The organism is Roseobacter fucihabitans (assembly GCF_014337925.2).
GTDB lineage: Bacteria > Pseudomonadota > Alphaproteobacteria > Rhodobacterales > Rhodobacteraceae > Roseobacter > Roseobacter fucihabitans.
In genome coordinates this window covers 12616-36926 of sequence record NZ_CP143425.1, presented here as the reverse complement: position 1 = coordinate 36926, position 24311 = coordinate 12616, and the positions used below count along the sequence as shown (strand labels likewise).

General features: G+C 55.9%; 30 protein-coding genes and 1 pseudogene. 21 read left to right on the top strand and 10 right to left on the bottom strand.

What is annotated here, in order from left to right; genetic code table 11:
* The first annotated feature begins 98 nt into the window (after positions 1-98).
* The 7 genes and pseudogenes from tnpA (at position 99) to ROLI_RS22825 (ending at position 5028) form a co-directional block, all read left to right on the top strand.
* Positions 99-491, top strand: coding sequence for an IS66-like element accessory protein TnpA (tnpA, locus tag ROLI_RS22855; RefSeq protein ID WP_187431418.1), 393 nt, complete (start codon positions 99-101; stop codon positions 489-491).
* Positions 488-835 (top strand): IS66 family insertion sequence element accessory protein TnpB, encoded by a 348-nt coding sequence (gene tnpB, locus ROLI_RS22850; RefSeq protein WP_085828814.1) that lies wholly within the window; start codon positions 488-490, stop codon positions 833-835. The genes tnpA and tnpB overlap by 4 nt, the downstream gene beginning before the upstream one ends.
* 49 nt (positions 836-884) lie before the next feature.
* A complete protein-coding gene (gene tnpC / locus ROLI_RS22845; protein ID WP_187431419.1) occupies positions 885-2384 on the top strand; it encodes an IS66 family transposase in 1500 nt (499 codons plus the stop codon).
* Between the two features lie 22 nt (positions 2385-2406).
* Positions 2407-3312: pseudogene (locus ROLI_RS22840) on the top strand (ATPase, T2SS/T4P/T4SS family); the annotation flags it as partial.
* The gene (locus ROLI_RS22835) at positions 3309-3521 is read left to right on the top strand and encodes a hypothetical protein (protein WP_187430132.1); all 213 of its coding nucleotides are present in this window, start codon (positions 3309-3311) and stop codon (positions 3519-3521) included. The pseudogene ROLI_RS22840 and the gene ROLI_RS22835, both read left to right, overlap by 4 nt.
* Positions 3518-3919 (top strand): hypothetical protein, encoded by a 402-nt coding sequence (locus ROLI_RS22830; protein WP_187430133.1) that lies wholly within the window; start codon positions 3518-3520, stop codon positions 3917-3919. The genes ROLI_RS22835 and ROLI_RS22830 overlap by 4 nt, the downstream gene beginning before the upstream one ends.
* Positions 3920-3933: 14 nt before the next feature.
* Positions 3934-5028: a type IV secretion system protein gene (locus ROLI_RS22825; RefSeq protein WP_187430134.1), complete on the top strand. Its 1095-nt coding sequence runs from the start codon at positions 3934-3936 to the stop codon at positions 5026-5028.
* Between the two features lie 451 nt (positions 5029-5479).
* Here the strand turns inward: ROLI_RS22825 and ROLI_RS22820 are convergent, their stop codons facing one another.
* The 3 genes from ROLI_RS22820 to ROLI_RS22810 are packed head-to-tail and all read right to left on the bottom strand — an operon-like array spanning position 5480 to position 11580.
* Positions 5480-7753 (bottom strand): type IV secretory system conjugative DNA transfer family protein, encoded by a 2274-nt coding sequence (locus ROLI_RS22820; RefSeq protein ID WP_187430135.1) that lies wholly within the window; start codon positions 7751-7753, stop codon positions 5480-5482.
* Complete coding sequence (locus ROLI_RS22815; RefSeq protein ID WP_187430136.1) at positions 7746-11018, bottom strand: relaxase/mobilization nuclease domain-containing protein; 3273 nt, start codon at positions 11016-11018, stop codon at positions 7746-7748. Before ROLI_RS22815 ends, ROLI_RS22820 begins: the two co-directional genes overlap by 8 nt.
* Entirely contained in the window at positions 11005-11580 is a 576-nt protein-coding gene (locus ROLI_RS22810) for a transposase (protein ID WP_187430137.1), read from the bottom strand. Before ROLI_RS22810 ends, ROLI_RS22815 begins: the two co-directional genes overlap by 14 nt.
* 674 nt (positions 11581-12254) lie before the next feature.
* Between ROLI_RS22810 and ROLI_RS22805 the strand changes: the two genes are divergently transcribed.
* The 5 genes from ROLI_RS22805 to ROLI_RS22785 all read left to right on the top strand — a co-directional run bounded on the left by ROLI_RS22805 (position 12255) and on the right by ROLI_RS22785 (position 14797).
* Positions 12255-12968, top strand: a complete 714-nt coding sequence (locus ROLI_RS22805) for a ParA family protein (RefSeq protein WP_187430138.1) — start codon at positions 12255-12257, stop codon at positions 12966-12968.
* Positions 12968-13576 carry a hypothetical protein gene (locus tag ROLI_RS22800; RefSeq protein WP_187430139.1) on the top strand — a complete coding sequence of 203 codons (609 nt, stop codon included), beginning with the start codon at positions 12968-12970 and terminating at the stop codon, positions 13574-13576. Before ROLI_RS22805 ends, ROLI_RS22800 begins: the two co-directional genes overlap by 1 nt.
* A 378-nt stretch (positions 13577-13954) precedes the next feature.
* A complete protein-coding gene (locus ROLI_RS22795) occupies positions 13955-14116 on the top strand; it encodes a hypothetical protein (protein ID WP_187430140.1) in 162 nt (53 codons plus the stop codon).
* The gene (locus ROLI_RS22790) at positions 14109-14327 is read left to right on the top strand and encodes a hypothetical protein (RefSeq protein WP_187430141.1); all 219 of its coding nucleotides are present in this window, start codon (positions 14109-14111) and stop codon (positions 14325-14327) included. Before ROLI_RS22795 ends, ROLI_RS22790 begins: the two co-directional genes overlap by 8 nt.
* 53 nt (positions 14328-14380) lie before the next feature.
* Complete coding sequence (locus tag ROLI_RS22785; protein WP_187430142.1) at positions 14381-14797, top strand: hypothetical protein; 417 nt, start codon at positions 14381-14383, stop codon at positions 14795-14797.
* A 35-nt stretch (positions 14798-14832) separates the two neighbouring features.
* Here the strand turns inward: ROLI_RS22785 and ROLI_RS22780 are convergent, their stop codons facing one another.
* Positions 14833-15732, bottom strand: a complete 900-nt coding sequence (locus ROLI_RS22780; protein WP_187430143.1) for an ArdC family protein — start codon at positions 15730-15732, stop codon at positions 14833-14835.
* A 119-nt stretch (positions 15733-15851) separates the two neighbouring features.
* Here ROLI_RS22780 and ROLI_RS22775 point away from each other — a divergent pair, with 119 nt between their 5' ends.
* The 3 genes from ROLI_RS22775 (at position 15852) to ROLI_RS22765 (ending at position 17241) form a co-directional block, all read left to right on the top strand.
* The gene (locus ROLI_RS22775) at positions 15852-16001 is read left to right on the top strand and encodes a hypothetical protein (RefSeq protein ID WP_187430144.1); all 150 of its coding nucleotides are present in this window, start codon (positions 15852-15854) and stop codon (positions 15999-16001) included.
* A gap of 316 nt (positions 16002-16317) precedes the next feature.
* Complete coding sequence (locus ROLI_RS22770; RefSeq protein ID WP_187430145.1) at positions 16318-16500, top strand: hypothetical protein; 183 nt, start codon at positions 16318-16320, stop codon at positions 16498-16500.
* A gap of 384 nt (positions 16501-16884) precedes the next feature.
* Entirely contained in the window at positions 16885-17241 is a 357-nt protein-coding gene (locus tag ROLI_RS22765; protein WP_187430146.1) for a hypothetical protein, read from the top strand.
* Here ROLI_RS22765 and ROLI_RS22760 read toward each other — a convergent pair.
* From ROLI_RS22760 to ROLI_RS22740, 5 genes are all read right to left on the bottom strand, one after another.
* Entirely contained in the window at positions 17238-17456 is a 219-nt protein-coding gene (locus tag ROLI_RS22760; RefSeq protein ID WP_187430147.1) for a hypothetical protein, read from the bottom strand. The two genes, ROLI_RS22765 and ROLI_RS22760, sit on opposite strands and share 4 nt — an antisense overlap.
* Before the next feature lie 111 nt (positions 17457-17567).
* A complete protein-coding gene (locus ROLI_RS22755) occupies positions 17568-17729 on the bottom strand; it encodes a hypothetical protein (RefSeq protein WP_187430148.1) in 162 nt (53 codons plus the stop codon).
* A 235-nt stretch (positions 17730-17964) separates the two neighbouring features.
* Positions 17965-18399 (bottom strand): PEMT/PEM2 methyltransferase family protein, encoded by a 435-nt coding sequence (locus tag ROLI_RS22750; protein WP_338469279.1) that lies wholly within the window; start codon positions 18397-18399, stop codon positions 17965-17967.
* Positions 18400-18512: 113 nt separating this feature from the next.
* On the bottom strand, positions 18513-19148 hold the full coding sequence (locus ROLI_RS22745; RefSeq protein ID WP_187430150.1) for a cation transporter: 636 nt from the start codon (positions 19146-19148) through the stop codon (positions 18513-18515).
* On the bottom strand, positions 19148-19918 hold the full coding sequence (locus ROLI_RS22740; protein ID WP_187430151.1) for a transglutaminase family protein: 771 nt from the start codon (positions 19916-19918) through the stop codon (positions 19148-19150). The genes ROLI_RS22745 and ROLI_RS22740 overlap by 1 nt, the downstream gene beginning before the upstream one ends.
* A gap of 70 nt (positions 19919-19988) precedes the next feature.
* Here ROLI_RS22740 and ROLI_RS22735 point away from each other — a divergent pair, with 70 nt between their 5' ends.
* A complete protein-coding gene (locus ROLI_RS22735; RefSeq protein WP_187430152.1) occupies positions 19989-20405 on the top strand; it encodes a helix-turn-helix domain-containing protein in 417 nt (138 codons plus the stop codon).
* 34 nt (positions 20406-20439) lie between these two features.
* On the opposite strand, the gene ROLI_RS22730 is transcribed toward ROLI_RS22735, so the two are convergent.
* A complete protein-coding gene (locus tag ROLI_RS22730) occupies positions 20440-20958 on the bottom strand; it encodes a Crp/Fnr family transcriptional regulator (RefSeq protein ID WP_187430153.1) in 519 nt (172 codons plus the stop codon).
* 68 nt (positions 20959-21026) lie between these two features.
* Here ROLI_RS22730 and ROLI_RS22725 point away from each other — a divergent pair, with 68 nt between their 5' ends.
* The 5 genes from ROLI_RS22725 to ROLI_RS22705 all read left to right on the top strand — a co-directional run bounded on the left by ROLI_RS22725 (position 21027) and on the right by ROLI_RS22705 (position 24280).
* A complete protein-coding gene (locus tag ROLI_RS22725; protein WP_222869516.1) occupies positions 21027-21614 on the top strand; it encodes a hypothetical protein in 588 nt (195 codons plus the stop codon).
* Positions 21615-22103: 489 nt separating this feature from the next.
* Positions 22104-22598, top strand: a complete 495-nt coding sequence (locus tag ROLI_RS22720; protein ID WP_187430156.1) for a DUF411 domain-containing protein — start codon at positions 22104-22106, stop codon at positions 22596-22598.
* On the top strand, positions 22595-23059 hold the full coding sequence (locus ROLI_RS22715) for a cytochrome c (RefSeq protein ID WP_187430157.1): 465 nt from the start codon (positions 22595-22597) through the stop codon (positions 23057-23059). Before ROLI_RS22720 ends, ROLI_RS22715 begins: the two co-directional genes overlap by 4 nt.
* Positions 23056-23400 carry a copper resistance CopC family protein gene (locus ROLI_RS22710; RefSeq protein WP_187430158.1) on the top strand — a complete coding sequence of 115 codons (345 nt, stop codon included), beginning with the start codon at positions 23056-23058 and terminating at the stop codon, positions 23398-23400. Before ROLI_RS22715 ends, ROLI_RS22710 begins: the two co-directional genes overlap by 4 nt.
* A gap of 1 nt (position 23401) precedes the next feature.
* Positions 23402-24280 (top strand): CopD family protein, encoded by an 879-nt coding sequence (locus tag ROLI_RS22705; protein ID WP_187430159.1) that lies wholly within the window; start codon positions 23402-23404, stop codon positions 24278-24280.
* Positions 24281-24311: the final 31 nt, after the last annotated feature.

Here is a 24311-nt window from a genome sequence, read left to right as displayed (position 1 = left end):
ACCCGGATGGCTCGTAAGCGTGCGGCCACGCTGCTCTGACGCCTCATAGAGTGGGTTGATAGTGTCCACTAACGATAGTGGACATCTTGAGGGCAGATATGGCGGGTAAGAAGGGTCAAAAGAAGCGGTTTTGGTCTGATGAGGAGAAGGTGTCGATCTGTGCGCAAACATGTGCGCCGGGGGTATCGGTAGCGCAGGTCGCGCGGCGGTACGCGATGAACACCAACCTGATCCACAAATGGCTACGTGATCCCAAGTTTGCACCTGATCCGGAGATCATCGAAGACGAGGTTGGTGAAGCGCCATGTTTTCTGCCTGTGGAGATTGTTGACCGGCCAGGTGCTGAAGAACCGGTTCCCGCGCTTGCGGCAAATGCCACATCCGGCCATAGCGCGATTGAGATCGACATCGCGGGCGGTCATCAGCTGAGGATTGTCGGTAGCTACGATCCCGAAGCATTGGCTCGGCTCATCCGAGGTCTTTCTGCATGATCCCTGTCCCGGCGAACACGCGCGTCTGGCTGGCTGCCGGTGTGACCGACATGCGTCGTGGGTTCACGACGTTGGCTGCGCAGGCTGAACAGACATTGAAGCAAGATCCGTTTACCGGGCATCTGTTTGTCTTTCGTGGACGGCGAGGTGATCTGATCAAGATTATCTGGTGGGACGGGCAAGGTGCATGTCTGTTCAGCAAGCGCCTGGAGAAAGGTCGGTTTGTTTGGCCGTCGGCGAAAGAGGGCAAGATCGCTCTGACCGCGGCCCAGTTGGCGATGCTGCTCGAAGGGATCGATTGGCGTTTACCACAACGCAGCTGGACACCGCTCAAGGCAGGATAAATGCGCGTGTGGGATTCCCGCCGGATCGTTGTTTTGCTATAGTCTGGCCATGCTGGACGTCGATAAATCACTGCCGAAAGACCCTGATGAACTCAGGCAGTTCACGGCGATTTTGCTGGCCGAGGTGAGGTCGCAGGCTGTTTTGATCGAGAAGTTGCGGCATCAATTGGCCGGTCAACGCCAATGCCGCTTTGGGTCGTCATCAGAAAGCATTGAACAACTACAACTGGCCTTGGAAACAAGCGAGATCGCGGTTGCCAAGATGACCGTGAAGCTACGCCTTCCCGATGAGGAGCCAAGAGACAAACCAAAACGCCGCCCGATCCCCGATCACATCCCGCGCATGGAAGTTGAGCTGACCACCGGTGATGATGATTGCGCTCAGTGCGGTGGTGGCTTGCGCCGTCTGGGCGAGGATGTGACCGAAGAGCTTGAGTATGTTCCTGGACGCTTCATCGTGAACCGCATTGTGCGTCCACGCTTTGCATGTTCTGGCTGTGAGGCCTTCACACAAGCAGCGTTACCTTCGCGCCCAATCGAACGGGGCCGTCCCGGCCCGGGCCTGCTGGCCCATGTTCTGGTCAACAAATACGCTGACCACCTGCCGCTGTATCGCCAAAGCGGCATCTTCGAGCGCGACGGGATCGACATTGACCGTTCAACGCTGGCCGACTGGGTTGGCAAATCCACAGCTCTGTTGGAACCACTGGCTGATGCCATCGGGCGGCATGTGTTGGCTGGACAGGCTATCTTTGCAGACGACACGCCGGTAAAGATGTTGGCCCCCGGCACTGGCAAAACAGCGACAGCGCGTTTGTGGGCTTACGGTCGAGATGAACGGCCCTGGGGCGGCGATGCCCCTCCCGCCAGTTGGTATCAGTTCTCGCCGGATCGCAAAGGGCAGCACCCCAAGGATCATCTCGCAAAATATCGGGGCTGGATGCACGCGGACGGCTATGCCGGGTTCGAAGATCTCTATCGTTCCGGCGACATCCACGAGGTCGCCTGTATGGCGCATGTCAGACGCAAGTTCGTAGATGTTCATCGCGCCCAAGGCTCTGCCATCGCCAATGAGGCCATCCAGCGCATCGCGCAGCTCTACGCGGTCGAGAAAGAGGCACGCGGGTCACCACCAGATCGACGCGCCGGTCTCCGACAGGCGCATGCAAAACCGATCTTCGATGATCTGGAAGTCTGGCTACACACCCAACTCCCAAGTATCTCTGGCAAATCGCCGCTTGCGGGTGCGATCCGCTACGCTCTGACGCGCATGGCGCGGCTCCGGCCATATCTCGACCACGGCATCCTGGAGTTGGACAACAACACCGCCGAACGGGCCATGCGGTCTGTTGCAATCGGGCGCAAAAACTACCTGTTCGTTGGATCACAAACCGGCGGCCGCGCTGCCGCCATCGCCTACACCTTGATCGAAACGGCCAAACTGAACCGCATCGATCCGCAGGCTTGGCTGGCCGACACCTTGGCACGCATCCCAGACTACAAAATCAACCGCGTCGATGACCTGCTGCCATGGAAAACTGCCTCATAGGGCGGTCAGACCGGACGCTTACGATGGCTCTTGCTGGGGCGAGTTTCAAGGTGACCATTTCATGCGTCGTCTTGAGCAAACTCTGACTGAGGATCAGATCAAAGACCTCGGAAACCAGATCGCATCCGACGCCTCCACTCCCCTCTCTAAGGACCGGCCTATCGTGTCGGTCTCGATCACCTATCGGGATCGGCCGATCAGGGCGCAGGTCATCACGCCGCCTGCTGTGAACCGTGGCATGTCGATCAGTCTACGCTTTTTCTCAAGCCTGGCACTTGATTCAATCGAATTGGGCTTCCTTTATGGGAAAGAGCGCAAGCTGGAAGAGCTACGGCAAGAAAAGAACCGCCAGCTTCGACGGGTTGTTGCAAGCGGCGACATTGACGCTGCCATCCTTCACTGCGTCGAAAACAAGCTCAACATGATCGTCTCCGGCGGCACGTCTACCGGTAAGACCGTGGCGGCCCGTAAGATCCTTTCCTATGTCAGCGACGAAGAAAGGATCCTCACGATTGAGGAAGCGTCAGAACTACTGCCGACACAGCCAAATGCTGTCACCCTCATCTCAAACCGGGATGCGAGCCACCAAACTGCTGATATCTTGTTGACCGCCACTCTGCGGATGCGTCCAGATCGCATTATCCTGGGTGAGGTGCGCGGAAAAGAGGCGATGACGTTCCTTGAGGCCATCAACACCGGCCATGGCGGTTCGATGACGACGCTTCACGCCGAAACGCCCCAATTGGCGGTCCAACGCCTAGCCATCGCTGCACTAAAGACAGAAGTCCCGATACCTTACCGCGATATGATAGATTACATCGAAAGCTCTATCGACGTGATCATCCAGGCGGGCCGTGAAGACGGCAAGCGTGGGATTACGGAATTCTATTTGCCTGGAACAGAACTAGGAAAGGAGGCTGACAAATGAAAAGCTATGCACCCAAAATCCTCACTTTCACACCAAGCAAAAAATTCAGCTATCAAGATATGGAAGATGAGATTGCAAAGTACACTCTCAATGGCTGGAAGATCATCTCCATGACGCACTTTCAGGGCTATCAGCCCGTTTATACGGTGCTTTTGCAGTACGAGTTCTCTGAACAAGAAATGCAAGAAAACGCGGAGAACCGAGCATGAAAAAACGAGCGTACATTCTCGCTGCTGCCATCGCCACATCGCCCGCCATCACATCTGCTCAGGGTCTAGTTCCCACTATCGAAAGCGAGTTCGACTTTTGCCAAGATCGACCGGTCGAACCCGAGTGGATGTCAGAGCTGCCGTCCCGAGAGAAATACAAGCGTCTCGTGATCCAGACGATCTATCGCGCTCAGGGTCTAGAAAGGGTGGTCGAAGCCCAGGAGTGTTCTTGCGAGACACGCTTTCCGCCTTGGGACGCTGCTGTCCAACACTTCAACGACAATTTTCTCGGTGGAGATCGGAATGCGCTGAGAGAAGCGGAAGAAGAACACTTGGACCGTTTCAATGAGTTGCGTTCAACAGCACGAGAAATCTGTGAAGCTGAGGGCCTCTGGTAGCATAGGAGCAAAGTATGAGCGTCGTTTCTTTCATTGTAGATGAGGCCCAAGGCTTTCTGGATGACGCAGCCGAAACCCAATTTGGTGCCATTGCCGCGACCGTAGGCACAGTCACCACAGTGGCGGTCACTCTGGTTCTCATCCTCGTCTGCATCAACATGGTATTCCAATACCGATCTATGGACGGTCGCGCAGCGTTTTGGTTAGGTGTAAAGATTGTCTTAATCGGAATATTCGCCCAAAACTGGACCCAATTCAACGCCCTCTCTACCGCTATACTAAGCGGCATCGACAGCATCGCAGGATCGCTTATCACGGCTGTCGGTGGCGGCGCGCCAGGGCCCTCGGGTACCTATGCCGAAGAATTTGACAGGATGATCGCTCGCTTTGGCGATTACTTGAACGCAGCCGGTGAAGAACTGAACTGGATGGCCGGTGCCATTCTTTCCAACCTGGGAGTCTTCCTGCTCTCGCTTCTCGGGGCGCTCGCTGCTTTCCTTATGGTCGCATCCCGTCTGATGATCGCACTTCTTCTCGGTCTCGCCCCAATCATGATCTTCTTGACGCTGTTTGATGTGACGAAGGATTACTTTGCTCGATGGCTAACCGCTGTGGTCTCTTTCGCAATGTATCCCATCATTATTGCGGGTGTATTCTCGACTATCACGGGCGTCTCCGCCTCCTTGCTCGGCGAGCTTGGTGATCCCACCGCTGCACCCAACATCGGCGCACTCGTGCCGTTCTTCATGATGGTACTGATGGCGAAAGGATTCATCCTTGCGACGCCGTTCATTGTTCGCGCCGTTTCAGGCAACATAATGATGCCCGCCATCTCTGGTGGACTTGGAGGTACCTATGCGTTTGGCCGCGCTGCTTTCGGCTCCGCCCAAGCACGAAACCGCTACCTAATGGGCAATGCAAGCGGTGCTGAATATGCCGCGCTCCGCGCTCGCTCGATGGTGGGAATTGATCCAATGCCTGTTCGCAACAGCTACGGCCAGCCGGCGCAACAACAACCGGCGAATACCACTGGCCCTTCTAATCCGAATGCGGGCACCGCTCCCGACTATCAGGCCCAGATGGACCGCAACCGGCGCATCGGTCGATAATCCTGCCTGCCTAATACACTCGACGATCCGCAAAGCGGGCCGTCATTCCTTCCAAGAAAGGCCTGCTATGGACCTAGGACAGATTGTAGTCGACCAATACCTTATCTTGCTCCACGGCATGCCGCTCTCGCTGATCACAACGTCCGGATTGGCTACATGGGAGAACGAAGGTCAGAGTTTTTCGTGCCACTACGATCAGATTACGCACGAGGGAGAACACCTCGGAAAGTTCCGTTGTCTTTATCAGAAGGAAGGATCGCCTGAGATTTTCCTGCTCGTGGAACCTCCTTCATCGCCCGAAGGTTTCAGCGTGATCCTGCTCGATCACCCTCCGCGTACGTTGCATTGAGCGCCGAAGCCCCTACTCTCTCATGCCACCCTGACCATTGGAATCAACACCGCGTTCCTCATTGAACTCGCGCAACTCGCGTAGTTCATCCTAGGTCACCTTTCATGCTTTAACGGCGCTGCCTTCATCGCGATAACCCAACTTCTCGGTGCCCTCAGATGTAACACGCTCCCATTCACCGTCCTCGCCTCGCTGGACACGCGCATGTCCGTTGGCGAGGTCCTGAGCAAACTGCCGCTCCTGCTCTGCAGCAAAGGGCGGAACAGGATTGATCGCTCCGTCTGTATCTTCGACTGCGGGCATACTGTCCCTCAACTGCTCCAAGCCATCCATCATGCCGCCAAGCTCGGCGACATCGGCATCCGTTGGAGTTTCAAGGCTCAACTCCACTTGCGTGGCAAGGTCCATCTCGATCTGGCGCTGCTGATCCGCATCGACGGCGACAATGGTTTTTGCCCGTTTCCGCTTCGACGTGCGAATTGTAGGCCGACTTGTGTCCTCCAATGCTGCTCTTTGAATGGACTCGCGCTTTGGCGCAGGCCGATCAACAGGCTCAATTGGCAGCTTCCCTTGCTCGGGCAGTGCAGCCGGCGTCGCAGCCTGTGGCGATGCAGGCGCCGGTACCCGCGGCTCAGGCGCGGGTGCCGGCGTTTCAACCGCGGCCGCGACCTCTGGCTTGTCTTCGTGCTCGGCCTCGTCCGGCGCAGGCAGCGATGTGGCGACCTCCTTCTCTGGGAAAGGAAGATCCCCGGTCTGCTCTCCGTGAATGCGCTTGAAATACGGATCGTTGAAATACTCAATGCGCCTTGCCCGGACCGGCATTTGCGCGTCGATCACCATAACGATTTCTTCAAGCGGCAAACGCCTGGCTTCGTCCTCCGGAAGCAATGAGACTTCCTCCGTCCTCACCGACTGGCTGCGACCCTCGAACGGGTTCTTGCCAATCGCGCGGGACCGCGTGACCACACTCTTCGTCGTCTTACCCACGGCCTTACTCAATTCTTCGACTGTCTTTTCATCCGATGGCGTGAGGTAGAGCTTCACACCGGCGTTGCCCTGTAGGGCGCGGCGGGTGTTCTCGCCATAGATTTCGTCCAGCGCCGGGATCGTCTGAGTGACGATGGCCAGGTGCCCCTTATAGGACCGCAACGTCTCGATGCTCTCAACCACGATGGGCATTTTGCCAAGGCGGTTGAACTCATCGAGCATGATCATGACGGGCCATGGTTCATCCGGCCCCGGCTCCTTGTCCTGCATCGACGCCAGAAGGTCCGAGAAAAACAATCGTATCAGTGGTGCCAGAGGTTTTAGCATCAGGGGCTGCACGACCAAATAGACGCTAAACGGCTCCTTCCTGATCTTGCGGAAATCAAAGTCGGACACCTGTGTCGCGACGTCGATGGCTGGGTTCTGCCATTGGTCCAGGCCCGATGTCATCAAGAGAGAGACATAGGATGTTAGCGTGTCGTTGTTGGTCGATGCAAGCCGAGTGAAAATCAGCTTTGCGGCCTCGTTCTCAACCTCAACACCGCGCGCCATATATTCCTTCTGCTTGTTCCCGCCCGATGCGGCGATGCGGTAGATTTCGCCAAGCGTGGGGTTCTTACGCTGGAAGGCTAACAGACCGGCAGCAACGAACAGGTCGATACCGCCTTTCAAAAGCCCCTGAACACGGTCGTTCTCGTTCTGCAAGAACAGCGACGCAAGAAGCTGCAACTCCATCTGTTGCTGCGACGGGTCCTTTAGCTCAGAAATGCGCAAAAGCGGGTTGTAGCGATGCGTTCGCCGGTCTTCGAAGTCAGTAGGTGCAAAACGGAAGATCCTGTCGCCATTCCCGTGCCGATGCCGTGCCGTCGCCTCGAAGCACTCGCCTTTCACATCCAGCACCACGGCTGAACCCTCCCACGTCAAAAGATTGGGAATGACAAAGCCTGTCGTTTTACCACGCCCCGTCGGTGCGACGATCAGGGCGTGGGGGAACTTCTTTGCGACCAAATACTTGCCTCTGCGCTTCGGCTTGGTGAGCTTCCCAAGGATGAAGCCTGTGCCTGGCTTGCCAAAAAACCCGTTCTTCGACATTTCACCCATCTTCTGCCAATGGGTCAGCCCGAATTTCGTCAGCGCCGACCCCGACACCGCAATGCTCATTAACAAGCCACCAATCCCGAAACCGGCCATAATGAGGTTCACAAGGCGGAAGTCGTCCGGGCGATAGTCACGTAGAGAGAAGTAGTTTTCAGCCAGATGGAAAAAGTCGATGTCCGCCTGAAAGCCCAAATCCTTGAATGTCAGGACAGCAGAAGACACAACATAGCCAATGGCGATAGCCACCAGCGTCAATAGAAACACGCCAAATGCGATGCGACCCTTACCCATGGACTGGCCCTCCTTCGCGCTCAGAGTCGACCAACCGGTCTTTCTGCAATTCGTATTGCTCTTCCGCAATCTCCTGTACGACCTCTCGATAGGCTTCCGAATTCGCCGTTGCAGCGTCTGATTGAAGATAGGCTTTCGCCGCGTAGAGCCGGTCTAGCCTCTCGTCGGACACGTTCTCCAAGGCGTCACTGTCGCCGTCACGCAGGCGCTCGATCTGCTCGTCATCAAGCTCTTGCTCGATCTGCTCACGATAGCTGAGACGCTGTTCGTCTGTTGCCAGCGACGGCGACACATCGTCGGACCTCTCATGCTCGACCACGCGTCGGATTTCTTCATTCTCGATGCGATTTTCCGCATACTCACGGACGGACTCCCTGTCCCTTGCTTCACTCGCGATTTCATACGTCCGGCCAAGGCCACGGGCCAAATGGTCCGGCATGTCGGGGTAGCGGGCGCGGAAGTCATCGGCGACGGCTGTTGAAACGTCGCCACGGGTATCGCGGACGGCCGAAACCCGATCCACTTCGCGACTGATTTGCTCAACGCGCTCGCGGTCCTCGATCTTCGCGCCGAAGGGAAGATCCGAATATGGCAGAACCCGCTCCGCTGCCAACTCCGGTCTTTGACTGAAGTATTCTTCACGCTCTTGCAGTATGCGAGCGCGCGCAGTCTGTTCGATAGCACCACTCGCGGCCATAGCTTCCGCGCGGTCATAGCGTTGATCGAAACTCTCTGTGTCTGAGTTTTTAGCCATGATTTCGTCACGCACCCGCGAACTCATCCGATCCAAGCTGGTTTGATCAATCTCCATCGCACGCAAGCCACGCTCCGCCGTGACGCTACCCTGAACGCGGGTCATGTCTGCATCGAACCGCTCCAACCGCTCCGCCTCAAAGCGATCAGCCATTGCACGCTCACCCTCTGGGTCATTCGTTTGCCAGTCTTGGAATTCACGGGTGTCCTCACGAACCAACCCGTCACGCATCTGGATGCCATAGCGATCCGCTGTATCATGCAACAACACATCCGCCCGCTGCGCCTCATCGGCAGTAAGCTGGCCGCTCTGGCGCGCAGCAGATAGCGCGGAAAACTCTGTCGCAAGCGCCACGCGCTGTTGGACGCTTGCCCCATTGACTTCAAGCCGGTCACGCTCGATCACCAGTTGCTCAAACCGGTCATCGGCATAGGCCCGGTCACCGTCGTTTGCACCTTCCCGCACATTCGTCTCAATCTCAGACACCAGCTCGCGCCGTTCTGCCGTTGAAATACCATCGGCCTCGGCCCGCGCGATCCCGTTGTCCAGCCTGCGCGCGTATAGCGCCTGCTCACGGGCTGTCGCGGTTTCAGCAGCTTCAATCTCTGCCTCTCGCAACTCCTGCTCGTTATTCAAACGGAAGCTGGTCTCATAGGTATCACCCAAGCCTCGGGCGACGTGATCCGGCATGTCGGCGTAGCGGTCCTTGAAATCAGACGCGACGGCCTCGGAAATACTCTGATTGGCTGGCGCACGGTCAAGGATGACCTCAATCTCCCGATCAAGCCGATCTGCTAGCTGCTGATCCGTGATGCGGCCCCTGCCCTCTTCGTCGGTGCGATAGACCGCGCCAGGATCAGACAGAATTTCAGGCCGCGTTTCGAGATAGGATTGTTGCTCTGCCTCGATCCGGTCGAACGTACGGTTTTCAATCTCGACGGCACGAGCCTCAAGCTGTGCCTCGTTGACCCCCTGCCCTCGCAACTCCTGCCGGATCGCACGCGCCGCGTCGTCAAACTGCTCTTGATCGAAGTGGAAACGAATTTCCCGCGCTTCCTCAATCACACCGTCATCACGCAGCACCTCTGCACGCTCTAGCGTCACGCCTAACTCAACATGCACTTGGTTCAACCGCTCGCGCGCCGCTTCAAGATCGACCTTGCGCTCAAGGTTCAAACCCTGCGCCTCTGCCACCTTCGCAAGATCATCGGCCACCCACTGACGTTCAAGGGCTGCATTCGGTGCGCCGGTCTCGATCCGGTTCACGACTGTCTCAGCGTTAATCCCAGTGCCGCGCAGGGCATTGTCGATCTGCGCCCGCGTCGTCCCGTCATGCAAGCGACCAGCAAGCTCGCTATTGATGTTCATCTCTGAATAGATGCCGCCCTCGGACGGCTTTTGCTCAAGCGTCGCAGATCGAAGCCCAAGGGGCTGCATACGCCGAACACCCGCCTGAAGCTGGTTCAACTCGCGCTCCTTCTGCGCCCTCTTTCCTTCAGGAAGACCCGCAATCCGCGCCTGCACTTCTCCTACAGTGTCGGCATACCGGCTTCTCAGATCGTCAAAGTCTTCAACGGCTCCCATGTATACATCTCCATCTTGTTCGACTTGTGATCCCTTACCCAAAAGCGCGGCGGCCTTTTGGAGGGCTTGCGCAATTTCTTCTCGACTGTCCTGAGACGCCTCTACGGCAAGCGAATGATAAACAATCCTCGTGCTGGCAATCTCGGCCAACGTGCGGGCCAAATCTCTGCCGACACGCTCGCGCGGCGCTGGCTCACGAATGACGCCCTTCTCAGCGTCTTCCTTGACCGCATAGATCTCTCTCGTTCTCGGTGGATAGTGTACCTCACCGCGATCTATTCGGCGCGTAGCCTCCAGCTTTACGCCATATTTTTCAGCCTCTTGGACCATCGCGAGGCGGAAATCGTCATAGTTAAAGCGATGATCCCGGCCCAGGTAGAAAAACTCACCCTCCTGCGACCGCCTGTTCAACACAATGTGGGCGTGCGGGTGGTCTCGATCTTTGTGAACGGCAATCACATAGTCAAAGTGGCCCTCGTCCGTCTCAAAGAACCGCTCACACACATCCGACGCAGTGTCGCGAACGTCCTCAGACTTCGTGCCTTTAGGGAACGACATGAGCATGTGCGTTGTGTTTCCCATCTTGGGCCGGAAACCACTGTCCCATCGCTCCGCAAACCGATCCGTGAGCTTCTTGATGTCCTTGTCTTCGAACTTCGTCTTGCCGTCGAATGTCCCGCGGCTATCCACGAAATGTGAGAGCTTGTTGTCGCGCGTGATGTAGGAAAGCTGATTGCTCAGCTGGCCCTTGATGTGCGTCCCGCCGTTCTTAATCGCTTTAAACACCGCCGCTCGATGTCCCCGCGCCGCCCGGTAAAGCTGACCAGCCTTCTTACTGTTCAATCCCTGCATAGAACCGCGAACACGGTCCCAACCTTCGCGGAAAACCTCGCCTGTGACAGCCTCGACTGCGCTATTCCGTGCCAAAAGCAAACTCCCTCAACACATCATCGACCGTCACGGCCATGACAGAATTCCGACGTCTGACCAGTAAATCAATCTGGTCGCCCATCTCCAAAATCATACCCGCAAGCGAGCGGACTTCCTCATACTGCCTGTCAGACCAGGGCGCGGGCATCCCCCGTTTCTTCGCTTCATTCATCCGACGCGCAATCTGGGTGATGTTGTTTCCGACACGATTGAGCGCCGCACGGAAGCTCATAAGGTCGCTGGAAAGATGTTCATCCGGCACGAAAATGCCACTGGACGCCTGCATCAACGCTCGCAATCCATCCGCTCGACTACCGAAACCATGCTTCGCAAGTACCGCATCGAACGCGTTCATTTCGTCTGGGGTCACTGTGACGCTTGCCGCAGCGGTTCGAATGCCCGTGTCACGGCGTCGATCTTTTTCCCGTTTGATCGTGTAGTCGATTGTTCGCCTTGTCACACCAAAACGCTGCGCAAGGTGCTGCTTCCCAACGCCTTTTGCCGCTTCGCCGGCAATCACGAGGCGTTCAGATTCAGTGAGGATGCGACCTTTGGGCATAAGAACAAAGAACCCCTATTTCCTGCCATCATCATAACTGATGTTGTTACAATAATGCGGTCGTGAATACAATGCCTTATTATTGTAATGTTATCTGTTATTCCGTTTCTCGCCGAGCTTCATAGAAGCAAGGCCGTCGAGGCCACGGCGAGACCAGCCCAAAAACCGAAGATGACGGCCGAAAGTCCAAAAATGGTCCACACAGGGCCTCAACTCGTCTTCGGCCACTCTACTCTATAAAAACGCGAGTTCGGGCTGTATGGTCGCTCTGTGCCGCTCCAGGAGCGCATTTCGACTTCAACCGCAGTCCGCGACACCGAGCTGCCACTGCCAAACCGCCCAAATGGTTAGTAAGATGCCTGAACAACATACACTGCACACTATGCACTGCACCTCCGCTACTATGCCTGATACCTTGAACATGTTACATCTTACCTAATGCACTATACCTTCAACACTGTGCCTTCGACACTGTGCCTTTTACACTGCGCCTCCGACACTGGCCCGCGTTCCGCTTACCTCAGACACTGCTTCACTGGCAACCAACACTATGCCGCTGACCTCTGTCACTGCACCTCTGCACTTATACACTACACAGTAGTTACTGCACACTTGACACTGTACCGCGTTCCGCTGACAACCTACACTAAACAACCAACACTGAGGCAAAGCAGATGGCAAATGAAGACATGAAGGTCGTCGCGGTAATGAGCCGGAAGGGCGGTGCCGGAAAAACGACACTGATCCGCGCACTCGCAAGTGCCGCCATGCGCGACGGAAAGCGCTGCATCATCTTTGACACCGACCCACAACAAGGAATGATGAATTGGGCCACAACGCTGGGGATCAATGATCCTCTTTTGGTCGTCGAGCATTTAGAATTTTCAGACGAGCTTGGCACAAGAACTGACCAAGCCTACGAAGCTGGTGATGTTGACTACATTTTTGTGGATACGATGGGCGCGGCAGGGGCCTGGGCCGATGATCTGGCTGCTGCTAGTGACGTTATCATCCTTCCAATGAAACTAAGCATGGATGATTGGAAAAGCACCAACGACACATTCGAATGGTACAAAGGCCTTGCCGACCGCGCCGAAGACCCCGAAGCGCTCCCATCCTTTCACGTCGTCCTTTCTGATGTACCCGCCAAGCAGAGCAAAACCGAACTCGAATTCGAAGACCGGGCGTTTGATGAATTTCCAGTTGTTTCGCATTTCTTCATGTCACGCAAACAGCACCGCGAAGCATCGAAAGAAGGATTGTTACACACAATCGCTCAAACCAAACGCAGTGGGATTAATCCGCTTGGCCGCATACATGCCAAGTATTTTGACGAAGCCTTAGACGAAGCTGCCGCCATCCTCAAAGAAGTAACGGAGGCCACATAATGCCCCGCAAGCAACGAACGGCCATCAAGGGTAGTGACCCGAAGTATCACTCAAACCTACCGAGAAAGTCTGATCAACCGTCCGAGACCACACCTACAGCTATCGCAGCCAAAGCCCAGGCCGCCCCAAAGAAGATCGAGAGCGACCAAGGCCTAAAACGCCATAGCAAGACCGAAGCGCCCGCACCAAAGCCCAATGCCACACGAAAGCCCAAGGTAAAGTCTCACGAACCCGCAACACCGGCGCAATCCGGCGCTACGCGGGAGGTTCATCTAACGGCAGCAATCACACGCGCGCACGGCGCTGCAATAGACGACCTTGCCGCAAAAGGGATCGACCGCAAAGTTCCAATCCGCTTAGCAGGGCGCAAAGCCGTCCAGCTCTTCGACCCAAAACGTGAGTTCATCGAGAAGCCGGATGCTGACCGCCTACCAATCCGCGACGGCTACCAGACAACAAAACGGATCAACACGGACTTGATTGATCATCTGCGCGCCGAGAATGATCCATATGGGCTATCTTCTGACACGGCGATGTTACGAGGGCAGTTTGAACCGTTATTCTGGAAATGCTTGGAAGAAGTTCTGCAAGAGCTATCCCGAGAATAACTACAGAAACACCGCGTGAAACGCGGTATTGCATTGAATAAAGACAACACGCCTTCCGCTTCGCTCTAGGCGCGTCGGCACTTTTCCTTTTCTTGATCCGCCTGCCATCCGGTCCCGGCTCTCAACAGGGGTTGTGATGTCGCGCAAGCGCGCCAGCCTCCGGACAGAAAATCGGCTCCCCCACGCTTTGCGCGGTCCCCCAATTTTTTGCCCTCTGGCCCCCTGTCTTCGATCCGTCTCCGGACGCAGGACGGGCTGCGCCCTCTCTGCTCTGTCCAGTCGAATGGCATGAGGCCATTCGGCTAGTCAGTTCAGCCGAGGCTTCGCCACTGGCGGAAGGGGGCGCAAAACCCAACCGCATCGCGAAAGGATTTGATCATGATGCGAAAACGGAAGATTGAAGGAAAAGCCGTAGCCCGCATTCTCGATGCCAAAACGCGGGATATCATAGGATATCTTTATGAATGGAACACCGGGGCGCGAACACCGAAATGGAAAGATGATATCGTGCGAGAGGACGTGATTTACGATTATGACTGATATGTTCTCCATGCGCAGCGAGGATGACGCCGTCGATGTCGGCGTTGTCTACTCGCCATCACCCGAAACCCTCCGGGTGTTTGGGGCGTCTTACATGCTGAATAAAGAGACCTCTAGCACGTTGAAGATCCTCGACCCGCAGGGCACTTTATTTGCCACCTTTGATATCTGGCAAAGTAAGTGGGTTCTCGCCGCTGAACGAGACGCGTGACCTTCCAATTTCGCTGAAAAAATGCTAAATTGGCTCCGAAAGGACGTCAGCCAATGCGTTTCAAAAACCGCCTTGTTTTTATGCTCATCGCTGCCCTTGCCGCGACACCCGCCGTGGCATGGGAACATGATTTTACGCGCGGTCTTGATCTATATTCCACCACAGACAATGGGGCCACCATCCGCCTCGTCTGCGATCCCAACCGTGTCTATGGCGGGACCGAAAGCATGGTTCTGATCGTGTTGGGGGGAGACTCCGATTTGACCACAATGGCCACGCTCGCCTTTCCCGACGGTCAGACGATCACCGCACCACTTGTCCATGGAAGGTTGGCAAAGCGTGACCTGGCTGAAAACGTCTGGCATCCGATCCTTGAGGGCCTGCGCAACACGCAACGTGTTGAGTTAACCGTAGGGGACACAACCCGGGCAATGAACCTGGGCGACGCGCCAGCCTTCACCTGCATCTGAAAAACAAGCCTCCGCTGCAACGGTAGGGCAGGGGCCTAAGCGACCTCTGCAATCTCTCCAGCTTTCTCCATGAGATAATCCGCAGATCGCTGCGCCGCCGCCGCTGCTTTGACAATAGCACGCTTGTCGTCGCGCATTACTTTCAACCACGACTGAACGTAAGCCGCGCTGTCCTCGATGTGGCCCGGTTGAAAACCAAGCTGCGCACCCACCATTGCCGATGATATTTCGGCAACAAGTTCTTCCATCGCATAGACCGCATTCCCAAACTTGGACCCGGCCTTATCCTTCGTACGGTCGCACCGGCGCTTGTGACCTGTGGCATGGGACAACTCATGAAAAAGCGTTGAATAGAACAACTCTGCCGCCTTGAACTTCGGCAGTTCGGGCATGTGAACCTTATCCAAAGACGGGACATAGCATGCCCGGTCCCCACCTTCCGCATAGCCCATGCCCATACTCTCGACCATGTTGGCGGCAATGTGCGAAAGCTGCTCAATAGGCCGCGTTGCCAGCGGCTCGGCCTCGTCAGGTGTCGGGAATTGATCGTCCAGCCCGTCGATTTGCTGCACATTGAACACGCGATAGGCTTTCAGATACCCCCGCGTCTTGGCCTCCATCCCGCCTTCCGGTGCTTCGTCCTTCGCTTCGAACGTGCCATATTTGACCACAAGCGATGACTTCTCGCCCTTGCGCACCATTCCACCCAAGTCCTTTGCCTGCTTGAACGTCATCCAGACTGGATTGCGATAGCCTTGCGCCCATGCTTTTAGGTTCAACAGAACATGGTTGATCCCGCGATAGCTGTCTCCGGTGACCCGCAATGGCAGGGCAGCGGCGTTCTTCTGCCACGGGCATTCCCACGGCTTCACACCTTGTTCCAGTGCCTCAATGATCTGGTTTGTGACTTCCGTATAGACATCATATTTCGACATGACGGTTCTCCTTTGCGGTGTCGCTTGGGTCTGTTGCCCAATGGATCGGGGTTAAGGGACAGCGCGAATGCGCCTGCTCCTGAAACCTCGAATGCGATGAAAGGAAGGATTGGGAGGAATTGAGCGAAATCGACGGACTGGCGCGGGCAGGAGGCGCAGCCGACAACACGGGTCTGTCTATTTCGCTTAAATCCGGCGGCATCCCTGCCGCCAACGTCCCGCAGTGGCGTTCGGCTTGTCCGAACCCCAAGGGACCAGGTTGGGCGTGATCGCAGATCGCATTGCCCTCTGGATCAACGCTATGTGTTCTGCTTATGTTCTCCGCAATGGGGAGTAAATCACCACACCGCTACGACATCATGGATCGGGAATTCCCTGTCCGTCTCAGCGTGCGCGCAGACCCCGCGACAAACGAGCTGACCCGACAATGGCTGCAACGCCATGTCGGGACCGGGAACTATGCCAGCAAACCCCATACACTATGGTCAGCGAGCAAAGCACATTGCATCTATTTCCGTTCGCTGCACGCCGCGACCAGCTTCATCTTGGGATGCCCGCATATCCAGCTTATTGGGGAACCGTATCGTGGTCCGTATAGGTAGGGAGGGGCTGTCTGCCCCCGCGCCCTTCGGGCGCTCCCCCGAGGATATTTTTGGCAAGATGAAAGCCCATGAATTCATGGCTGACCTAAGCGACGATCAAATCCTAGCTGGGGCGCAACAGGCCGAACGGCTCGGATGGATCAACCTGCAAGCGGCCCTCGACTAGCCCATCATCGGTGTGACGATCCTTGAAGCCGGACAAGCCTACCTCGACGACATGGAGGTCTGGCCTTAGCGCCAAAACCCAGGGGAGGGATGCTGACGCATCTCAACAATGAAGGCGGCGGCGAGGATAGAACCAAAGATGATCGCAGATGTCATGGGGCAGCTCCAAATGTTTGGATGACAATCCGGCATTAAGCGCGAATGCGCTTGCCGGGATTGGGACCAAACTTGGGCGCTTAGTTTGAATTGTCAGGACCATCTCAAGCGTTGGTGCAAAAGCGTGATCATCGGCGAAGCTCGCCGTGATCGCGTCGAAACAAAGACGGACGGTGTGAATTCGACACGGCTATGGTACACTGGACCTATGAGGAACCCCCTTCGATCTTTGCTTGAACTTCGCCAGCGAGTGGTCGCTCAAAGAAACGCGCATGAGGACTGGCAGGGGCGTGTTGTTGAACCAATCCTCGCCAGCGGCCACGATCAACTGCTGACAGAAGCCTATCGACACAGAACCCGCGCGGTTCTTTCGTCGTTGCTGATTGGCTGTTTCGTGGTCATTGCCATGTTGGCCTATGTGATGTGGGACATTTCATGGCTCACAAATCGGGCATTCTATATGGTGTTAGCCGTGTGCGCCTTCGGCACATTTTGGACGGTGCGCGAGACTATGCACCAAGTCAGATCGCACCTAGAAAAAATGCGCCAATGGCTCGATCATAACGAGGCGTTTTATCGGGGCTAAGAAGGTTTGGCAGTGTCTAGGGCGAACTCATCAACCATAACGGCGACAAGCTGCTTGCCGTCGTTGATCCGCCATCGAACAACGCCGACGACGCCCTGAAAATCGTCTATGTGAATTTCATCTCCCACCCGTGGCAATGCCCCCAGAATGTCGAGACGGGTTGCATGGATCAACTCGTGGTCGTCGCCTCGCGGCGTGTAGAAGTTCACAAGCATAGCGGATGCCTCTTTGATAGCGGGGAAGGGGCTTTCGGCCCCCGGTGCTGCACGCCTCCTCGAAAGGATGTTTTATGCGATAAGGCCTTGTCTCAAGGGCTTATCAGTTTGTTAGGCCATTGGCTTCCAATAGATGCAATAGCCGGTCGGCACATTGATGCCGGAACTGGCAAAGCTGCCAACCGGTAGATCGCGCCAGTCGCCTACGGCCTCGTCGTGATCAGCCGAAGGCGAGCGCACGGCCCCGTCAATTTCACTTGCGCGTCGCGGCATCCCTGCCGCCGACGTCCCGCTGTGACGTTTGGCCTGACCGAACCCCAAGGGACCAGGAAATACCGGATCTGTTGAACGTCAGATGGCTTTGACCTTTACGTCACGCTCCGACCCAATTTCATGAAAATCGGCAAAGCTGACCTTCACGCTGATCGCAGCGAAAGAGGAAGAAGAGCCCTGACCTACCAAAATGCCGCACCATGGCGAAGGTCTGCTTTTGCACTTAGCCATTTGACTAAATGAACCGTCTGACCTTCGCCTTGTAGTCCTTAAACGCTGATCCATATTGCTCTTTAAGCCACGGCTCTTCGGCGAAGGGCGCAGCTATGAGAACGATAATTCCAGCTAAGCCGACAAGTGCAGCCCCTGACGATGCACAAAGCATCATCCAGCCGATAATCATTGCGATATCCGCCACGTATTGTGGATTGCGGGAATAGCGGTACATACCTCTTGTTCGAAGCGATCCTTTTGCACCGCCAGTCTGGGCAACACCAAACTTTGCAGCTTCTGACCAAACAACCACGTTTCCCGCGACAATCAGGAAAACGCCTACGCCAAACCGCAAGAAAATTGGGATTGGCAGGCTTCCCCATTCCATAACGCCGAGGGCAATCAGGATCCCAAAGAGGGTGAATGTCGGAACCCAAACCAGAATAGGGGTGGCCATGGTATAGCGCTTTGGCGGCCAAAACCGGCGGTTAGGATATGCGATGGACCAGAGCATCGTTGCAAACGTAGCTGCTGCAATCATAAGGCCGGTGAAGACTAAGACAGACGGCATCATACAGCCTCATGTTCATTCTGGGTCATTTCGCGTCGCTCTTTCAAGGCTTGGCGTACGATTTGGAAGGCAGATGACAGGAACAATCCGGCCATGATGGTTGCCACGATAAGGTCAGGCCAACCCGTTGCCGTGCCCCACACACCAAGTGCTGCAAGCATCACGGCGACGTTCCCAATGGCGTCATTGCGCGAACACAGCCAGACCGACCGGACGTTGGCATCCCCATCTTTGTAACGAGCCAACAGCAAGACGCTCGCCAGATTGGTGAGCAGCGCAAGAAAGCCGACAAAGCCCATGATCTCTGCGGTGGGCACGCCAGCATAGAAGACGTGGTAAACCGTCGATCCGAACACCCAAAGGCCCATCAACAGAAGGCTGACGCCTTTGAACAGAGCCGCATTCGTTCGCGCGCGAAGCGAGGCCCCGATGACCGCAAGAGAAATTCCGTAGGTCAGCGCATCGCCCGCAAAGTCGAGCGCGTCGGCCTGCAAAGCTTGAGACTTGGCCAGATGGCCTGCTGTCATCTCGACAAAAAACATTGTCGCGTTGAGGGCAATTACGATCCAGAGCCGTCTTTTGTAATCATCTGAAACGCCGTCAAACTTCGCGTCATGTCCGCAACAACCAGCCATCACACGGCCTCCTTTTCCATCGAAATGGACTTGGCAGGCACAAGGTTTTTGTCCCCACCGGGTATCGTCGGGACACGTCCCGCACGCATCTGCGCAACCCGTCTGTTCATCCAATGTCGAATGACCAGTCGATAGACTAGCCCGCGAAATCCAGTAAGTTGCCGATGGTCTGCATAGAACGTATCTGGGCTATCAAAGACCCCAAAATCCCGATTGATCCCCGTCTTTTGGATATAAGTGCTTTGACCGCTCCAAGCGACGTTCGGCGCTTGCAGGCAATCGGTCCCAGCTCCGTAGGCGCAAAGCGAAGAACGCTCTGGAAACGCGGCTTGAAGCGCCGTCAAAACGCCCTGATCCAGAATGAAGCCCTCAAGCTCTAACCATTCTCCGCGATACTGTACCTCTACCCATGAGTGGATGATGTTGCGTGGCGCAAGCGGATAAACCAGCTCTGGCACCACGCCACGTTGCAACCCTTTGTCGATAGTAAAGCCGCGAAACCGACAAGGGATGCCCAAGGCGCGCAGCAACGCCATGAGCAACGTGCCCTTGGTGTTGCACTGCCCGTAACCATCCGCCAGCACCTTTGAGGCGGGCAAGGCATCGTCAGAATTGTAGCCGAACAAGACGTCGTCGCGCACAAAGTCATAGGCTGCGCCGATACGTTCGCCTTTTGCCAGCGCTGCCCATCCGCGTTGTGCGATGAGCGCCTTTATGGCGGGGTTCTGGTAGTCTAGGAGCGGCGTTTCAGTTAAATAATTGTGGGACATTTTGAACTCTTCTTTTGTCGTTCCAACTCATATACAATCTCTAGTAGCTAGAGGTTCAAGAGGTTTCTTTATGTTTTCTATCGGCGAGCTTTCAAAGCGCACGAAGGTCAAGGTGCCGACCATACGCTACTATGAAGAAATGGGGCTTTTGCCCGAAGCTGAGCGCACATCAGGCAATCAGCGGCGATACGACAAAGCAGGGTTGGAGCGGCTGAGTTTCATCCGACATGCCCGCGATCTTGGGTTCTCCATTGAAGCGATTTCGTCATTGATTGAACTGCAAGATCACCCAGATCGGTCGTGCGAGGCTGCAACTGACATTGCCACATCTCAACTCGAACAGGTACGTGCCAAGATTAAACGTCTCAGAACGCTTGAGAAGGAACTCAGTCGGATATCAAAGGGCTGCGACGGTGAAGGCGTGTCGGAAGACTGCTATGTATTAGCGTCACTGGCCGACCACGATTTGTGCCACCGCGAGCACTAAAATCCAGTTTTTCTGTCGAACGAAAACGACTATGCTAGTCACGTCTTTTCGCCAGTTCCCGGTAAAGTGCCGGAGCAGATACACCGATCTGGTTGGCCACATTGATCCACTCTCCTTTGGCCGGTTCGCCGTATAAATCCAACCAAGCGTCCAGCCGTTCAGCCACCCGCCGCAATCGCAGGATTTCAATTCGCGTCCGTTGCGCCTGCACTTCCTTGGCATGTGTCTCAATGAGACTTAGGGCTGCGTCTGGGTAGTCTCGGATTTCGGCCAGAAACGTTGCGCGCGGCAGGCTGGCAATTTCGGCGTCTGTACGTGCAACTGCATCACAGTGATAAGTATCTGCAAACAAGGATGCTTCGGCCAAAGCCATATCAGCATTGGCGATATGCAGCGTCAGCGCGATGCCATCCGTCATTGGACGCTCCAGCGCGACCGTCCCGGATCGCACCAGATACATAGACAGCACACGGTCTCCCTGGCGAAACACCGGTCCACCTTTCGCAACCTTACGGACAGGTGCGGCGTCGAAAATATCAAGCCACTGCAACATGATAGAAATCATATAGCTGATAAAGCGTCGCGGATAGTCTGTAATTGTAAATTGAAAGGCAGGCGAACATGCGAACAAAGATAATTCTCACTGCAACGGTTTTGATTGGCGGCGCGGCATTCGCAATCGCGCAAACCAGTCATACAGGGCACAGTGATGGCATGGATCATTCTGCGCATCAGCAGGAACAGGCAATGACTGGTGCTGCTTTGTCCGAACCCGGCCAAGGCGCTTTTGCGGCTCTTTCCGAACTCGTGCGCGTGTTGGAAGCCGACCCGAACACGGATTGGGCGCAAGTTGATCTGGCCGGGCTGCGGGCGCATTTGGTCGATATGGACCGCTTGGTCATGGACGCAGTTGTCATTGAAACTGACCTACCGGACGGGATCAGTGCAATCGCCACAGGCGATGCGGACACTATCGCCACGCTTCGGCGTATGGTTCCTGCCCACGCCGCACAGCTTGCCCGCGATGATCGCTGGACGGTCGACGCAACAGAAACGAATGATGGGATCGAGCTGAGGGTGACCAGTGAAATTCCGGCTGTTGTGGCCCGGATCAAAGGTCTTGGATTTTTTGGACTGATGGCGAGCCAGGATCATCACCGCGAGCATCACTTTATGATGGCACAGGGAAAAGATGCCCACGGTCATTGAACTGCCAAGATAGCAAGTCACAGACATGCGACTTGCCAAATCACGTATACCCCGTATAGGTATATTGCATGTACTTGGTCCGTATCCTTCTGGTCGTCCTAGTGACGTTTTCCACCTCGCTCACCAATGCGATGGACGCAGGACACATGCCAGTTTCAGACCATGATCACGCGACTGTTGAAGCGATGGAAGATGCCCGACCCTTGTGCTGTCAGGACAGCACGGAACGCGCGCAGACTTGTCATGCACTATTGGCTCTTCTTCCGACTTTGTCATTCAGTGGCGCTGCGCCCGTAGCGGGCGAGGATGTGTTTTGCAAATCCGGCGTGCTTTTGACCGGTTTTGAACCGTCTGGCCCTCTCGATCCGCCCCGCACAGTGTGATGCCTGCTGTGCCTTTCAATGGTGCGGCGCAGACTAGAAATCACATCAAAGCGGGCTCTGCCCGATGCCCAGATCCTTGGGCGCACCCTTTCGAGAGGAAAACCTTATGAAACCGATCAAAACACTTTTGGCCTTCACACCCGCCGCCGCACTCACATTTGGGTTGGCGTCCTTTGGCTGGGCTGGCATGGCTCATGCGGACGACCACGGGGCCATGTCCCATCACGGCACCATGCACGTCACAAAAAGCCCCACCTGTGGATGTTGCGGCGCATGGGTCGGACTAGCCCGCCAAGAAGGCTATGACATCAAAGTGACTGACACAGCAGATTTGACGTCCGTTAAGCTGGATGCAGATATCCCTGGCAATATGTGGGCCTGTCATACCGCGACGGTTCACGGCTACGTCGTTGAAGGCCACGTGCCGTTTGAAGCTTTGGCAAAGCTTCTGGACGAACGCCCCGACATCACTGGAATTGCTGTGCCCGGTATGCCCAGTGGCTCTCCCGGCATGGGGAATGATCCGACTGCGCGCTATGACGTGATCGCCTTTGGTGGCGATGCGGGCGATGGCGAGGTCTTCTATCAGGCCGGTCTGTGAACCGGATCGCTTTAACAGCTGTTGGCGGAGCGGCCCTATTTGGGGCCGCTCTCTATACATTTAGCAATGTTACGGGTGAAACCGACCGCGTCGTCTTGCGCTACGACGATCACGCAACCATCGCGCTCGGTACCAGCGTCTATGAGGTAAACTGTGCCTCCTGCCATGGTGCCAATCTAGAAGGTCAGCCCAACTGGCGGTCTGCTGGTGAGGACGGGCGGCTTCCGGCCCCGCCTCACGATGAGACTGGACACACGTGGCACCATGACGGTGACACGCTGTTTCAGCTGACCAAATACGGCGTTGGTGCGTTGATCAATGATCCTGACTACGCCTCCAACATGCCGATCTACGAGGGTGTCCTGAGCGATGAAGAGATCATCGCTGTGCTAAGCTATATCAAATCAACTTGGCCGGAGGAAATCCGTGCCAGTCATAATGAAATGGAAAACAGACAATGAGACAGATGACCTTTGCGCTTCTCGTGCTGGCCGCAACTACAATCGGGGCCTTTGCACACTCAAAGGCCGAACAAACCACACCTGCCAATGAAGCGACGGTCGCAACGGTTGAAGCTATTGAAATGCGCTTTGATGATCCAATGCGCGTGACCGCAATCACGCTGACCGGACCGGATGGTGACGTAAACATCGAGCAAGAAACCGGCATGGACGCGGTGACAGAATTCCGTGCGCTGCCACCTGCCGACCTGCCGGACGGAGCCTATACCGTTGATTGGCGCGGCCTGTCTTCGGACGGCCATCCAATGCAGGGCACGTTCGGTTTCACAATAGCTGACTGACATGGAAGGTCTGGCACCAATCGACGGATGGGCCATAGCGGCGATCATTTCGAAGGCGGCGGGCTATGGCGCTGCGCTTCTTGCAATGGGCGGGCCACTATTTGTTTTGGTTTTTCCAAGCTCATCCGCTGATGTGCGGCAACTGGCTCGGAAAGTCGCTGTTGTCGCAGCTATGATCGGGCTTGCGGTGCTGGCTCTGCGCTTTGGTATTCGTGCAGCCCGCATATCCGGAATGGGTCTGCCGGGAGCCGTCGATCCGATGATGCTTGGCTTCGTCTGGGACAGCCCACTTGGGGCGGCTGCGATCTGGCGCGGCGCGGGCGAACTGTTGGTCGTGGCATTGCTGATCAGAGGTATTGTCGGCCTCTCGGCCGGGCTGATCGGTGCGCTACTGATCGCTGTGTCCTACACGTTTGTGGGTCATTCTCTTGGTGATCCCCGCTGGCTGCTTGCGTCATTGTTGACCCTGCATTTGCTGGCAGTAGCGTTTTGGATCGGCGCACTGTTCCCTTTACGGCACGCGGTCGGCCAGCCGGACGGAGCAAGGCTGCTTCATCAGTTTGGAAATATCGCCAGTTTTACGGTCGCATTGCTCATAGCTGTTGGCCTGATTTTTGCATGGCTGATGACCGGATCACTCTTGAACCTGCTTTCGACCGCTTACGGTTGGACACTTCTTGCCAAGCTCGGCGTCGTGTCTGGGCTGATGGCCTTGGCCGCGCTCAACAAATGGCGGTTCGTTCCGGCACTCGCCTCTGGCGTACCCGCAGCCGTGCCCCATCTGCGCCGCTCTATTCAGGTCGAGGCTGTAGCTGTTCTGCTCATCTTGCTGGCAACGGCAACGCTCACTTCAATCACCACGCCGCCGGTCAACCTGTGAAGAGGAATTTTCATAGCACAAAACAGGTGGG

Bases quoted from the DNA above. Each gene is read 5' to 3' on its own strand.
- ROLI_RS22705 (WP_187430159.1), top strand. From the start codon at position 23,402: ATGGAAGGTCTGGCACCAATCGACGGATGGGCCATAGCGGCGATCATT.
- ROLI_RS22800 (WP_187430139.1), top strand. From the start codon at position 12,968: ATGCCCCGCAAGCAACGAACGGCCATCAAGGGTAGTGACCCGAAGTAT.
- ROLI_RS22810 (WP_187430137.1), bottom strand. From the start codon at position 11,580: ATGCCCAAAGGTCGCATCCTCACTGAATCTGAACGCCTCGTGATTGCC.
- ROLI_RS22725 (WP_222869516.1), top strand. From the start codon at position 21,027: ATGCGAACAAAGATAATTCTCACTGCAACGGTTTTGATTGGCGGCGCG.
- ROLI_RS22710 (WP_187430158.1), top strand. From the start codon at position 23,056: ATGAGACAGATGACCTTTGCGCTTCTCGTGCTGGCCGCAACTACAATC.
- ROLI_RS22730 (WP_187430153.1), bottom strand. From the start codon at position 20,958: ATGTTGCAGTGGCTTGATATTTTCGACGCCGCACCTGTCCGTAAGGTT.
- ROLI_RS22835 (WP_187430132.1), top strand. From the start codon at position 3,309: ATGAAAAGCTATGCACCCAAAATCCTCACTTTCACACCAAGCAAAAAA.
- ROLI_RS22735 (WP_187430152.1), top strand. From the start codon at position 19,989: ATGTTTTCTATCGGCGAGCTTTCAAAGCGCACGAAGGTCAAGGTGCCG.
- tnpA (WP_187431418.1), top strand. From the start codon at position 99: ATGGCGGGTAAGAAGGGTCAAAAGAAGCGGTTTTGGTCTGATGAGGAG.
- ROLI_RS22740 (WP_187430151.1), bottom strand. From the start codon at position 19,918: ATGTCCCACAATTATTTAACTGAAACGCCGCTCCTAGACTACCAGAAC.
- tnpC (WP_187431419.1), top strand. From the start codon at position 885: ATGCTGGACGTCGATAAATCACTGCCGAAAGACCCTGATGAACTCAGG.
- ROLI_RS22755 (WP_187430148.1), bottom strand. From the start codon at position 17,729: ATGCCGCGACGCGCAAGTGAAATTGACGGGGCCGTGCGCTCGCCTTCG.
- ROLI_RS22790 (WP_187430141.1), top strand. From the start codon at position 14,109: ATGACTGATATGTTCTCCATGCGCAGCGAGGATGACGCCGTCGATGTC.
- ROLI_RS22820 (WP_187430135.1), bottom strand. From the start codon at position 7,753: ATGGGTAAGGGTCGCATCGCATTTGGCGTGTTTCTATTGACGCTGGTG.
- ROLI_RS22830 (WP_187430133.1), top strand. From the start codon at position 3,518: ATGAAAAAACGAGCGTACATTCTCGCTGCTGCCATCGCCACATCGCCC.
- ROLI_RS22825 (WP_187430134.1), top strand. From the start codon at position 3,934: ATGAGCGTCGTTTCTTTCATTGTAGATGAGGCCCAAGGCTTTCTGGAT.
- tnpB (WP_085828814.1), top strand. From the start codon at position 488: ATGATCCCTGTCCCGGCGAACACGCGCGTCTGGCTGGCTGCCGGTGTG.
- ROLI_RS22780 (WP_187430143.1), bottom strand. From the start codon at position 15,732: ATGTCGAAATATGATGTCTATACGGAAGTCACAAACCAGATCATTGAG.
- ROLI_RS22750 (WP_338469279.1), bottom strand. From the start codon at position 18,399: ATGGCCACCCCTATTCTGGTTTGGGTTCCGACATTCACCCTCTTTGGG.
- ROLI_RS22720 (WP_187430156.1), top strand. From the start codon at position 22,104: ATGAAACCGATCAAAACACTTTTGGCCTTCACACCCGCCGCCGCACTC.
- ROLI_RS22795 (WP_187430140.1), top strand. From the start codon at position 13,955: ATGATGCGAAAACGGAAGATTGAAGGAAAAGCCGTAGCCCGCATTCTC.
- ROLI_RS22805 (WP_187430138.1), top strand. From the start codon at position 12,255: ATGGCAAATGAAGACATGAAGGTCGTCGCGGTAATGAGCCGGAAGGGC.
- ROLI_RS22760 (WP_187430147.1), bottom strand. From the start codon at position 17,456: ATGCTTGTGAACTTCTACACGCCGCGAGGCGACGACCACGAGTTGATC.
- ROLI_RS22785 (WP_187430142.1), top strand. From the start codon at position 14,381: ATGCGTTTCAAAAACCGCCTTGTTTTTATGCTCATCGCTGCCCTTGCC.
- ROLI_RS22745 (WP_187430150.1), bottom strand. From the start codon at position 19,148: ATGGCTGGTTGTTGCGGACATGACGCGAAGTTTGACGGCGTTTCAGAT.